The sequence below is a fragment of the Streptomyces sp. NPDC014882 genome (assembly GCF_043081325.1).
Lineage (GTDB): Bacteria > Actinomycetota > Actinomycetes > Streptomycetales > Streptomycetaceae > Streptomyces.
Window position 1 is genome coordinate 81,360 of sequence record NZ_JBIBWL010000010.1, and the last position, 11,837, is coordinate 93,196.

The window sequence follows — 11,837 nt, forward strand, 5'->3', positions numbered from 1 at the left end:
GCGGCCACCTCCTCCACCCGGCGCCCCCCCCCACGCCCAACCGGGGGTCGCCCACCCCCCCCCCCCCCACCCCACGCGCCCCGCCCCCCGGTTGCCCGGGGGGCCCCGGGCCTCTTCGCCCGTACGGGACGACTTCGTCAACGCGTGACGACCTCGCCCACGCGCGGCGACACCTCAGCCCTTGGACGCCTTCTTCTCCTCGGCGTCCTGGATGACGGCCTCCGCCACCTGCTGCATCGACATCCGCCGGTCCATCGACGTCTTCTGGATCCACCGGAACGCCGCCGGCTCCGTCAGCCCGTACTCCGTCTGCAGCACCGACTTCGCCCGGTCCACCAGCTTGCGGGTCTCCAGACGCAGCGTCAGGTCCGCGACCTCGTTTTCCAGCTCGCGCAACTCCGTGAACCGCGAGACGGCCATCTCGATCGCCGGAACCACGTCGCTCTTGCTGAACGGCTTCACCAGGTACGCCATCGCCCCCGCGTCCCGCGCCCGCTCGACGAGGTCGCGCTGCGAGAACGCGGTCAGCATCAGCACCGGCGCGATGCGCTCCTCGGCGATCTTCTCCGCGGCGGAGATGCCGTCCAGCTTCGGCATCTTCACGTCGAGGATGACCAGGTCCGGCTTGTGCTCACGGGCGAGCTCGATCGCCTGCTCGCCGTCACCGGCCTCACCGACGACGGTGTAGCCCTCCTCCTCCAGCATCTCTTTGAGGTCGAGGCGGATCAGCGCCTCGTCCTCGGCGATGACGACACGGGTCGTCAGCGGAGGCACGTGCGACTTGTCGTCGTCGGGCGCGTCTACGGGCTGGGGCGACTCGGGGGCGGTCACGGGGGCTCCTTGTTCAGGCAGGGGTACTGCTGACAAGAGCCTACCCAGCTGCGGTAAGGTGGTGACACAGCGGGTGACCGCTGACCTTCGTTTCGAAGGGGCCCCGGTAGCCCAGCGGTAGAGGCCATGGATTCAAAACCCATACAGCGTCGGTTCGAATCCGACTCGGGGCACTTTTCCTTGGTTCCCAAGGTCACTTCAAAAGCGGATGTTCCCGTTCTCGTGAACATCCGCTTTTTGCTGCGTGTCGCTGCAAGCTCTTGCTCAAAGTGGCCACATGGAGCAGCACAGTCCTTCAATTCGAGTCCGCGCAGTCACACTGATGCGCCAAGGAGTCCCCAATCGCATCGTCGCGGAGCGTCTTAACATTCCGCGCGGAACCGTGGGATGGTGGCGCAGCGAGGACCGTAAGGCGCGCGGCGAGGAGTACGAGCAGCCGACGGACTGCCCCAAATGTACAGCGCGCCCGGTCGATGCGGTCGCCTACGCCTACCTGCTCGGCCTGTATCTCGGCGACGGCCACATCGTCTCGAAGCCCAAGCAGCACCACCTCTCCATCTTCTGCAACGCGACGCAGGTCGGTCTGATCGCCGCAGCCGAAGAAGCCATACGCAAGGTGATGCCACTCCCGAACGTCAGCCGACGCCACAAACCAGGCTGCGTCGAGGTGAAGTCGTACACAAGGCACTGGACCTGCCTCTTCCCCCAGCACGGCCCCGGCAAGAAGCACGAGCGCCGCATCGTCCTCGAACCCTGGCAGCAGGCCATCGTCGACGCCCACCCCTGGGAGTTCGTCCGGGGCCTCATCCACTCCGACGGATGCCGTATCACCAACTGGACGACCCGCATGGTCGCCGGTGAGCGCAAGCGCTACGAATACCCCCGGTACTTCTTCACCAACGTCTCCGACGACATCCGGCGGCTCTTCACCGACACCCTCGAAAAACTGGGCATCGAGTGGACGCACTGCACCCGCAACGGGAACCCCTACAACATCTCCGTAGCGAAGAAGGCGCACGTCGCCCTCCTCGACACCCACGTGGGACCCAAGTACTGACCGACCCCGGCCGCCCCCTACTTCGGCCTGTCGTCCTCCCCGACGTGGTGGACGCGGACCAGGTTCGTCGAGCCGGAGACCCCCGGCGGCGAACCGGCCGTGATCACCACCACGTCGCCCTTCTCGCAGCGGCCGTGGCGGAGCAGGAGTTCGTCGACCTGGTCGACCATCGCGTCCGTGGTGCCGACGGGTGGGACGAGGAAGGTCTCGACGCCCCAGGTGAGGTTGAGCTGGGAGCGGGTGGCGGGTTCGGGGGTGAAGGCGAGGAGGGGGATCGGGGAGCGGTAGCGGGAGAGGCGGCGGGCGGTGTCGCCGGTCTGGGTGAAGGCGACGAGGAATTTGGCGCCCAGGAAGTCGCCGATCTCCGCGGCGGCCCGGGCGACGGCGCCGCCCTGGGTGCGGGGTTTGTTGCGTTCGGTGAGGGGCGGGAGGCCGGCGGCGAGGACGTCCTCCTCGGCGGCTTCGAGGATCTTCGCCATGGTGTGGACGGTCTGGACGGCGTACTTGCCGACGCTGGTCTCGCCGGAGAGCATGACGGCGTCGGTGCCGTCGATGACGGCGTTGGCGACGTCGGAGGCCTCGGCGCGGGTGGGGCGGGAGTTGTCGATCATGGAGTCGAGCATCTGGGTGGCGACGATCACCGGTTTGGCGTTGCGCCTGGCGAGGGTGACGGCGCGCTTCTGGACGATGGGGACCTGTTCGAGGGGCATCTCGACGCCGAGGTCGCCGCGCGCCACCATGATCCCGTCGAAGGCGGCGACGATGTCGTCGATGTTCTCGACGGCCTGTGGTTTCTCGATCTTGGCGATGACGGGGAGCCGGCGGCCTTCCTCGTCCATGATGCGGTGGACGTCGAGGATGTCGCGGCCGCTGCGGACGAAGGAGAGGGCGATGGCGTCGAGGCCGGTGCGCAGGGCCCAGCGGAGGTCTTCCTCGTCCTTCTTGGACAGGGCGGGGACGGAGACGGCGACTCCGGGGAGGTTGAGGCCCTTGTGGTCGGAGACGATGCCGCCTTCGACGACGCGGGTGCGGATGCGTGGGCCGTCGACGTGGGTGACTTCGAGGCAGACCTTGCCGTCGTCGACGAGGATGTGTTCGCCGGGTGAGACGTCGTCGGCGAGGCCGGCGTAGGTGGTTCCGCAGGTGTGGCGGTCGCCCGGCACGCCTTCCTCGACGGTGAGGGTGAAGGTGTCGCCGCGTTCGAGGAGGACGGGGCCTTCCGTGAAGTGGCCGAGGCGGATCTTGGGGCCTTGGAGGTCGGCGAGGGTGCCGACGCTGTGGCCGGTTTCGTCGGAGGCCTTGCGGACGTGGTGGTAGCGCTCCTCGTGCTCGGCGTGGTCGCCGTGGCTGAGGTTGAGGCGGGCGACGTCCATTCCGGCTTCGACGAGGGATTTGATCCGGTCGTAGGAGTCGGTGGCGGGGCCCAGGGTGCAGACGATTTTCGCTCGGCGCATGAGTCGAGCCTAAGTATTACCCGGCGGTAGTGAATTCGTCGGACGTGGCCGCTCAACGACCTTTGCGTGAAGGGTTGTTGACGAACGCCGCATTGTGCACCCGGCCGCTCCGGCGAGCATCCGCACAGTCGCTCGGATTCCTCGATCGGGTGAATTCGCAGGTGCGGGGGAACCAGCGTGAATTGCGCTCCGGCCTCGGCCCGCCACCACGTCCGCAGCCGCGTCCGTTCCGGTTCGGGACCGAGGGGTCGGGCGACGCGTCCTCCATGGGGGTGGTGGCCCCGCGGAGCGCCCGGCGCCGGGGGCGTCCCGGCGTGTCGTGGGCGGCGGGCGTGGCCGTGCGTCCCGCTCCGGCGGTCCTCGCCCGGTTCGGGCGCGGCCGCGGGGTGGCGCGGTCACCAGATCGAAACCTGCGGGGCCTGTTGTCGTTTGCCATGGCCGGGTCAGAATCTACGCGCGTCCGTCCGCGCGCGGCCCTTGTCCGCGCGCCTTCGTCTACGCGCGTCATTGGTCGTTGTCCGAGGAGCACAGCATGCCGTTGAACCGCCGGAAGTTCCTGAAGAAGTCCGCCGTGACCGGGGCGGGGGTGGCGATCGCGGGTTCGGTCGCGGCGCCGGCGGCGCAGGCGGCGGGGCGCGAGAAGCCCGCCCGGCCGGCCAAGCGGTACTCGCTGACGGTGCTGGGCACGACGGACCTGCACGGGCACGTCTTCAACTGGGACTACTTCAAGGACGCGGAGTACTCGGACGCCAAGGGCAACGCGCAGGGCCTGGCGCGCGTCTCGACCCTGGTGAACGCGATCCGCGAGGAGAGGGGCCGGGAGAACACGCTGCTCCTGGACGCGGGTGACACGATCCAGGGCACGCCGCTGACGTACTACTACGCCAAGGTGGACCCGATCACCGCCGAGGGCGGCCCGGTGCACCCGATGGCGCAGGCGATGAACGCGATCGGGTACGACGCGGTGGCGCTCGGCAACCACGAGTTCAACTACGGCATCGAGACGCTGCGCAAGTTCGAGGAGCAGTGCGACTTCCCGCTGCTCGGGGCGAACGCGGTGGACGCGAAGACGCTGAAGCCGGCGTTCCCGCCGTACTTCATGAAGACGTTCCGCGTGAAGGGGGCGCCGCCGGTGAAGGTGGCGGTGCTGGGCCTGACCAATCCGGGCATCGCGATCTGGGACAAGGCGTACGTGCAGGGGAAGCTGGCCTTCCCGGGTCTGGAGGAGCAGGCGGCGAAGTGGGTGCCGAAGCTGCGGTCGATGGGCGCGGACGTGGTCGTGGTGTCGGCGCACTCGGGTTCCTCGGGCACGTCGTCGTACGGTGACCAGGTGCCCTACGTCGAGAACTCGGCGGCGCTGGTGGCGCGGCAGGTGCCGGGGATCGACGCGATCCTGGTGGGGCACGCGCACGTGGAGATCCCGGAGCTGAAGGTCGTCAACGACGTGACCGGGAAGACGGTGGTGCTGTCGGAGCCGCTGGCCTACGCGGAGCGGCTGTCGCTGTTCGACATCGACCTGGTGTTCGCCCGGGGGCGCTGGAGCGTCGAGTCGGTGGCGGCGTCGGTGCTGAACTCCAACACGGTGGCCGACGACCCGAGGATCACCAGGCTGCTGTCGGACGAGCACGCCAAGGTCGTCGAGTACGTCAACCAGGTGGTGGGCACGGCGACGCAGACGCTGACCACGGTCGAGGCGCGGTACAAGGACGCCCCGATCATCGACCTGATCACCAAGGTCCAGGAGGACGTGGTGAGGGCGGCCCTGGCGGGCACGGCGTACGCGTCCCTGCCGGTGATCGCGCAGGCGTCGCCGTTCTCGCGGACCTCGGAGATCCCGGCCGGCGACGTGACGATCCGGGACCTGTCGAGCCTGTACGTGTACGACAACACGCTGGTCGCGAAGCTGATGACGGGTGCTCAGGTGCGGGCGTACCTGGAGTACTCGGCGGAGTACTTCGTGCGGACGGCGGCGGGCGCGGCCGTGGACGTGGCGACGCTGACGAACGCCGGAAAGCGTCCGGACTACAACTACGACTACGTGTCGGGGCTGTCGTACGACATCGACATCGCGCAGCCGGCCGGGTCGCGGATCAGGAACCTGACGTACGGCGGGGTGCCGCTGGACGACGCCGGGCGGTTCGTGCTGGCGGTGAACAACTACCGGGCCAACGGCGGGGGTGCGTTCCCGCACGTGGCGTCGGCGCAGGAGCTGTGGGCGGAGTCGACGGAGATCCGGACGCGGATCGCGGAGTGGGTGACGGCGAAGGGTGTGCTGGACCCGAAGGACTTCGCGTCGGTGGACTGGAGGCTGACGCGCGAGGGTGTGCCGGTCTTCTAGGGCGTGTCTGACAATTGGCGTCGGATCAGCGCGCGGCGTCTGGTGCGGTGCATCGCAAGGCGGAGGGTCGCCCGTGTACTGGGTGTACTCGGGTGATCCGACAACGCGGCGAGGTGCCGTGCCAGGCGTCGCGCGCCCGGCGGGAATTGTCAGACACACCCTAAGGCCCGGTCGTCGGGTGTGAGGGACGGTGGGGGGCCCGGCTCCCGCCGTCCCTTCTTCGTGGCCGGCGGGTCACCGGCCCTCGGGGAGCGGGTGAGGGGGGCGGCTGCCGGCCCGGCGGGACGGGGGCCGGGGGCACCACCCCGGCCCCCGGCCTCGGTCCTGGTCCCGGCCCCGCTCCGGTCCCTGCCGCATCCCCGGTCCCAGCTCCGGTCCCAGCTCCGGTCCCGGTCCCGCCCCCGGTTCCTGCTCCGGCTCCGGTGCGGTCCGGTGCGGACGCCCTGTGCCGCAGCCGCTCCGGTGGAGTTAGGCCGTCATGCCCTCCCTGACGCGCAGGGCGCGGCGCAGGTCGTCCAGTTGGTCCGTCAGCTTGCGGCGCAGGGAGGGGGTCGGGTCCGCCTCGCGCAGGCAGGCCTCGCCCAGGGTCAGGTTCTCGGTGTCGACGGCGTGCGCGGGGAAGGCCCAGCGGCCGACGGCGTCGGCGATGGCGGGGCCGCGGCGGGCCGCCACGGCGACCGCGTCGTCGTAGAAGCGGGGCACGTAGTGCCGTACGAGGTCGGCCTGTTCGGGCTGCCAGAAGCCCTGGGCGGTGGCGGTGAAGAGGTAGTTGGACAGCTCGTCGCCGTCGAACATCGCGGCCCAGGCGGCGCGCTTGGCCTCCTCGTCGGGCAGGGCGGCGCGGCACCGGGCGGCGCCTTCGCGGCCGTTGGCGGACGGGTCGCGTTCCTGTTCGGCGGCGATGGCGGCCTCGTCGGTGGCGCCGAGGACGGCGAGCCGGGCGAGGACGCGCCAGCGCAGGTCGGGGTCGAGTTCGGGTCCGCCGGGGACCGTGCCCTCGGCGAGCCAGGCGGCGATGGTCTCCGGGTGAGCGGCGACGTCGATGAAGTGGCGTACGGCGATCAGGCGCAGGCCGGGGCGGTCGCCGTCCTCGGTGCGGCGGATGAGGTCGCGGCACAGGGAGGACAGGGTCGCCAGGGCGGCGGGGCGTTCCCCGGGGGTGAGGTAGCGGTCGGCGATCTGGGTGGAGGCGAAGGCGAGGACGCCCTGGGCGAGGGCCAGGTCGGTCTCGCGCGGGAGGTGGAGGCGGGCGGTCTCCAGGTAGGCGCCGGGGGCGAGTTCGCCGTCGCGGACCGCGTCGCGCAGGGCGTTCCAGACGACGGCGCGGGTCAGCGGGTCGGGCAGCCGGGACAGGCTCGTGCCGACGGACTCGGCGGACGCGGCGTCGAAGCGGACCTTGGTGTAGGTGAGGTCGCCGTCGTTGAGCAGGAGCAGCGCCGGGGGCTTGCCGAGGGGCTGCGGCACGCTCTGCGGGACGTCGACGTCGAGGCGCCGGCGCAGGGTGAGGCGGCCCTTGTCGTCGGAGAGGTCCTGGTCGTACAGGCCGACGGCGATGCGGTGCGGGCGGCTGCCGGTGTGCTCCACGGTGAGGGCGCAGGTGCCGGCCTCGGTGGTGACGGTGGGGGTGAGGGTGTCGACGCCGGTGGTGCGCAGCCAGGCGTCGGCCCAGGCGTGGACGTCGCGTTCGGTGGCGGAGGCGAGGGAGTCGATGAAGTCGGCGAGGGTGGCGTTGGCGAACCGGTGCCGTGCGAAGTGGGTGTTGATGCCGGCCAGGAAGTCCTCCTCGCCGAGCCAGGTCACCAGTTGGCGCAGGGCGGAGGCGCCCTTGGCGTAGGAGATGCCGTCGAAGTTGAGGAGTGCGGAGGCGGTGTCGGCGACGTCCTCGGGGGCGACGGGGTGGGTGGAGGGGCGCTGGTCGGCGTCGTAGCCCCAGGCCTTGCGGGTGACGCCGAACTCGGTCCAGGTGTCGGTGAAGCGGGTGGCCTCGGCGGTGGTCTGGTAGCCCATGTACTCGGCGAAGGACTCGTTCAGCCAGATGTCGTCCCACCATCTGAGGGTGACGAGGTCGCCGAACCACATGTGGGCCATCTCGTGCGCGATGACCATGGCGCGGATCTGGCGCTCGGTGTCGGTGACGGCGGAGCGGTAGACGAAGTCGTCGCGGAAGGTGACGAGACCGGGGTTCTCCATGGCGCCGGCGTTGAACTCGGGGACGAACGCCTGGTCGTAGGAGTCGAAGGGGTAGGGCTCGGTGAACTTCTCGTGGTAGCGGTCGAAGCAGGCGCGGGTGACGTCGAGGATCTCGTCGGCGTCGGCGTCGAGGTGGGGCGCGAGGGAGCGGCGGCAGTGGATGCCGAAGGGCAGGTCGCGGTGTTCGGTGCGGACGGAGTGCCAGGGGCCGGCGGCGACGGCGACGAGGTAGGTGGAGATGGGCGGGGTGGCGGCGGACTGCCAGCGGCCCTCGCCGAGGTGCTCGGTGACGCCGTTGGCGAGGACGGTCCAGCCGGTGGGGGCCTTGACCGACAGGTCGAAGACGGACTTGAGGTCGGGCTGGTCGAAGGCGGCGAAGACGCGCTGGACGTCGTCCATGAACATCTGCGTGTAGACGTAGGTCTCGCCGTCGGCGGGGTCGGTGAAGCGGTGCATGCCCTCGCCGGTGCGGGAGTAGCGCATGGTCGCGGCGATCCGCAGTTCGTGCTCGCCGGCGGCGAGGTTCTTCAGGGGCAGCCGGTTGCCGTCCAGGGTCTGCGGGTCCAGGGCCTCGCCGTCGAGGACGGCGGAGCGCAGCTCGGCCGGTTTGAGCTCGACGAAGGTGTCGGCGCCCGTGCGCGCGGTGAACCGGATCGCGGTGCGGGACTCGAAGGTCTCGTCGCCGGTGGTCAGGTCCAGTTCGATGGTGTAGCGGTGGACGTCGAGGAGCTGGGCACGGGTCTGCGCTTCGTCGCGCGTCAGTACGGACATGCAGGCCATGCTGCCCGATGCCGCAGGCCGGGCACAGGGGCGGATCGGTACGCGCTGTTTGTCCCCCGTTCGCGCGTGCGCCGGGAGGACGGGGTTCCGGTGCCGTCGGCGCGGGGGGCTGCGCGTCGCCACGGGCGCCCGGGACCGTCGGCCCGGGGCCGGGCTGCGCCTCGCCACGGACACCCGGTGCCGACGGCCCGGGACCGGACTGCGGGCCCGGGGCCGGCCCGTGCCTCGCCACAGGTGCCCGGGACCGTCGGCCCGGGGCCGGGCTGCGCCTCGCCACGGACACCCGGTGCCGACGGCGGGGGCGGGGCCTACGTCGTCGTGGGGGACCGCGGGCCCGTCGTGCGGGCCTCGGTGTCGCGCTGGGGCGGCACCCGGGCCCCCGGGGCGTCGGGCGTGTCGGGGTGCCCGGCGTCCAGGCCCTCCAGCCGGGCCCGCAGTGCGCGCGTCTCCTCCTGGAGGGCGACGTAGCGTTGGTGGGCGTCGTAGAGGTAGCGGACCTTGGTGCGCAGGGCCAGCGGGTCGACCGGCTTCATGACCAGGTCGGCCACGCCGAGGCCGAAGGCGGTGGTGGTCAGCTCCTGGTCGGGGCCGAAGCCGGTGAGGAGGATGACGGGGATGTGCTGGGTCTGTTCGAGGCGCCGCAGGTAGCGGACCACGTCCAGGCCGCTGACGCCGGGCATGCGCACGTCGAGCACGAGGAGGCCGACCCGGCCTCGCAGTACCTGCTTGAGCGCCTCGTCGCCGCTGGTGGCGCGGGTTATCCGGTGGCCCAGCGGGGCCAGGACGTTCTCCAGCGCGTACAGCGTGTCCTGGTGGTCGTCCACGATCAGGATCCTGGCATCCGGCGGCATGACCGACGTCCCTCCCGCGATGGGAGCACCAGCTTATGCCCGAACCCTGACGCGCAGTGCCCGTCGGCTGACGCCCGGTGTTCGCCGGGGCGTGCGCGGCGCACGCCGCGGCGGGGGCGGGTCCGTCGGGCGCGGGGCCGTCCGTGGAGGTCAGGCGCCGTTGACGGCGTCCTCGGCGATGCGCTCGTGGTGGCGGATCACCTCGGCGATGATGAAGTTGAGAAGTTTCTCGGCGAACGCCGGGTCGAGCTTGGCGTTCTCGGCGAGGGCGCGCAGGCGGGCGATCTGGCGGGCCTCGCGGGCCGGGTCGGCGGGCGGCAGCTGGTGGCGGGCCTTGAGGTGGCCGACCTGCTGGGTGGCCTTGAAGCGCTCGGCGAGCATGTGGATGACGGCCGCGTCGATGTTGTCGATGCTGTCGCGCAGGCGGGCGAGTTCCTCGTGGACGGCGGGGTCGACGTCACCGGTTCCGGTGTTGCTGGTGGTCATGGGCGTTCACCCTAGTGCGTCGTGATCGGGGGCCGGCTACCGCGGGATCCCTGCCGTCGGGGTCGCCGTCGGGTCCGCTTGCGGCGGTCGCTCGTACAGTGGAAGCGGGTGCACGGCGTCCTGGGGGCGGTGGCGTGGCGAACGGCGGACCGGTGGAGCACGGTTACCCGCATCTGGAGACGGTGCGGGAGGCCGTCACCGCGCTGTACCGGCGGCTGTCGTACGACACCGTCCAGCAGTTCCCGGTCAGCGTGGCCCCCGCGGACGTGGCGTTCCGCGACACCGACGACCTGCACCTCGGGGCGCAGCGGGTGGCGCGGGAGCTGGTGCGGCACTTCCGCCTGCCGGACGCCCGGCTGATCGTGGGCTTCCGGGAGATGCGGCACGCGGCGAACGTGGAACTGGCGGCGGGACCGGAGTACTTCATCGAGCTGAACGACCGGTTCCGCACCCATCGGCGGGACATCGGCGCGGCCCTGGCGCACGAGATCATGCACGTCTTCCTGCACCGCGTGGACCTGGCGTTCCCCGGCACGCCCGCCGACGAGATCCTCACGGACACGGCCACCGCCTATCTGGGGGCGGGGTGGCTGCTGCTCGACGCCTACCGGGAGGACGCGGTCTCCTCGCAGAAGCTGGGGTACCTGACGCCGGAGGAGTTCGGGTACGTGCTGGCCAAGCGGGCGCTGGTCTTCGGTGAGGACCCGTCGGCGTGGTTCACCAGTGCGCGGGCGTACACGGCGTACGTCGAGGGGCGGGAGCGGGCCCGTCTCGACGAACGGCAGCCGCCGTTGGCGGCCGCGGGGTGGGCGGGGCGGCGGCGCTACGCGCGTGACCGGCGGCAGGCGCGGGACACGGCGGCGCCGGCCGTCTCGTCGGCCGCTCCGTACGCCTTCGTGCCGGACGGGCGGGGGTCGCTGCGGGTGACGTTCCGCTGTCCCACCTGTCTCCAGCGGATCAGGGTGCCGGTGCGGGGGCGGGTGCGGGTGCGGTGCGGGTTGTGCCGGACGGTGCTGGAGTGCGACACCTGAGGTCGCGCCCGGCTCAGTGGCCGGGGCCCACGATCCCCCGCGCCCGCGCCGCCGCCAGCCACTGGGGGAAATCGCCGACCAGGCGGTCGTAGAGGTCCGCGTCCGGGATCCGGCGCGGATCGGCGCCGGCGTGGAAGAAGCCGGCGTTGTCGACGGCGCGTTGTGCCGGTACGGGCAGCTCGTCGAGCTTGCGCAGGAAGTCGAACTGCTTGCTGTCCTTGTCCCCGAAGCCGATGAACTGCCAGAACAGCGGCAGCGTCGACGCCTTGCACAGGTAGCGTTCGGCGGCGAGCTTGTTGATCGGCCCGCCGTCGGTCTGGAAGACGACGAGGGCGGGCTCGCGCGCGCCGCTGTCGAGGTAGTGGTCGATGACGGCGTCCATCGCCAGGTGGTAGCTGGTCCTGCCCATGTGTCCGAGGCCGGCCGCGATCCGCTCCACCCGCCCCTGGTGGTCGGCGAGCGCGATGTCGGTCACGGCGTCCACGTCGGTGGAGAAGAACACCACCGGCACCCGGCCGTCGTCGTCGAGGTGCGCCGAGAGTCCCAGCACCCGGTCGGCGAGCGCCTGCACGCTGCCGTCCCGGTAGTACGGCTTCATCGACCCCGAGTAGTCCACGACCAGGTAGACGGCGGCCCGCTGCCCGTCCAGGCCGTGCTTCGTGAGGGACACCCCGGCGCTCTTGTACGGGCCGACCAGCGCGGGCGCCGTCTCCTGGACCTTGCTGAGACTGATCGCGACCATGGGCCCCACCCTCCCACACCGGGACGTGCGGCGGCGCCTGCCCGGTCGTCCGGTCGGGGACAGGGGGCAGGCGCCGT

General features: G+C 71.2%; 9 protein-coding genes and 1 tRNA gene. 4 read left to right on the forward strand and 6 right to left on the reverse strand.

The annotated features are described in order from the left end of the window. Positions 1-174 precede the first annotated feature (174 nt). Positions 175-831, reverse strand: coding sequence for an ANTAR domain-containing response regulator (locus ACF09K_RS22715; protein ID WP_392246140.1), 657 nt, complete (start codon positions 829-831; stop codon positions 175-177). Positions 832-931: 100 nt separating this feature from the next. Between ACF09K_RS22715 and ACF09K_RS22720 the strand changes: the two genes are divergently transcribed. Next, positions 932-1,004, forward strand: a tRNA-Leu gene (locus ACF09K_RS22720). 104 nt (positions 1,005-1,108) lie between these two features. Then, positions 1,109-1,888 (forward strand): helix-turn-helix domain-containing protein, encoded by a 780-nt coding sequence (locus ACF09K_RS22725; RefSeq protein ID WP_392246142.1) that lies wholly within the window; start codon positions 1,109-1,111, stop codon positions 1,886-1,888. A 17-nt stretch (positions 1,889-1,905) separates the two neighbouring features. Here ACF09K_RS22725 and pyk read toward each other — a convergent pair whose 3' ends face one another. Then, positions 1,906-3,342 carry a pyruvate kinase gene (gene pyk / locus ACF09K_RS22730; protein WP_392246143.1) on the reverse strand — a complete coding sequence of 479 codons (1,437 nt, stop codon included), beginning with the start codon at positions 3,340-3,342 and terminating at the stop codon, positions 1,906-1,908. A 532-nt stretch (positions 3,343-3,874) separates the two neighbouring features. Here pyk and ACF09K_RS22735 point away from each other — a divergent pair. Beyond that, complete coding sequence (locus ACF09K_RS22735; RefSeq protein ID WP_392246145.1) at positions 3,875-5,680, forward strand: bifunctional metallophosphatase/5'-nucleotidase; 1,806 nt, start codon at positions 3,875-3,877, stop codon at positions 5,678-5,680. A 468-nt stretch (positions 5,681-6,148) separates the two neighbouring features. Here ACF09K_RS22735 and pepN read toward each other — a convergent pair whose 3' ends face one another. The 3 genes from pepN to ACF09K_RS22750 all read right to left on the reverse strand — a co-directional run bounded on the left by pepN (position 6,149) and on the right by ACF09K_RS22750 (position 9,987). Continuing rightward, positions 6,149-8,641 (reverse strand): aminopeptidase N, encoded by a 2,493-nt coding sequence (pepN, locus tag ACF09K_RS22740; RefSeq protein ID WP_392246146.1) that lies wholly within the window; start codon positions 8,639-8,641, stop codon positions 6,149-6,151. Positions 8,642-8,958: 317 nt separating this feature from the next. Further along, the gene (locus ACF09K_RS22745; protein ID WP_392246148.1) at positions 8,959-9,501 is read right to left on the reverse strand and encodes a two-component system response regulator; all 543 of its coding nucleotides are present in this window, start codon (positions 9,499-9,501) and stop codon (positions 8,959-8,961) included. A 150-nt stretch (positions 9,502-9,651) separates the two neighbouring features. Next, on the reverse strand, positions 9,652-9,987 hold the full coding sequence (locus tag ACF09K_RS22750) for a chorismate mutase (protein WP_392246150.1): 336 nt from the start codon (positions 9,985-9,987) through the stop codon (positions 9,652-9,654). A gap of 134 nt (positions 9,988-10,121) precedes the next feature. Here ACF09K_RS22750 and ACF09K_RS22755 point away from each other — a divergent pair, with 134 nt between their 5' ends. Continuing rightward, positions 10,122-11,018 (forward strand): hypothetical protein, encoded by an 897-nt coding sequence (locus ACF09K_RS22755; RefSeq protein WP_392246152.1) that lies wholly within the window; start codon positions 10,122-10,124, stop codon positions 11,016-11,018. 13 nt (positions 11,019-11,031) lie between these two features. Here the strand turns inward: ACF09K_RS22755 and ACF09K_RS22760 are convergent, their stop codons facing one another. After that, on the reverse strand, positions 11,032-11,760 hold the full coding sequence (locus ACF09K_RS22760; RefSeq protein WP_392246154.1) for a vWA domain-containing protein: 729 nt from the start codon (positions 11,758-11,760) through the stop codon (positions 11,032-11,034). Positions 11,761-11,837: the final 77 nt, after the last annotated feature.

Excerpts from the sequence above, each read along its gene's own strand:
- ACF09K_RS22735 (WP_392246145.1), top strand. The coding sequence starts at position 3,875 with ATGCCGTTGAACCGCCGGAAGTTCCTGAAGAAGTCCGCCGTGACCGGG.
- pepN (WP_392246146.1), bottom strand. The coding sequence starts at position 8,641 with ATGTCCGTACTGACGCGCGACGAAGCGCAGACCCGTGCCCAGCTCCTC.
- ACF09K_RS22745 (WP_392246148.1), bottom strand. The coding sequence starts at position 9,501 with ATGCCGCCGGATGCCAGGATCCTGATCGTGGACGACCACCAGGACACG.
- ACF09K_RS22725 (WP_392246142.1), top strand. The coding sequence starts at position 1,109 with ATGGAGCAGCACAGTCCTTCAATTCGAGTCCGCGCAGTCACACTGATG.
- ACF09K_RS22760 (WP_392246154.1), bottom strand. The coding sequence starts at position 11,760 with ATGGTCGCGATCAGTCTCAGCAAGGTCCAGGAGACGGCGCCCGCGCTG.
- ACF09K_RS22750 (WP_392246150.1), bottom strand. The coding sequence starts at position 9,987 with ATGACCACCAGCAACACCGGAACCGGTGACGTCGACCCCGCCGTCCAC.
- pyk (WP_392246143.1), bottom strand. The coding sequence starts at position 3,342 with ATGCGCCGAGCGAAAATCGTCTGCACCCTGGGCCCCGCCACCGACTCC.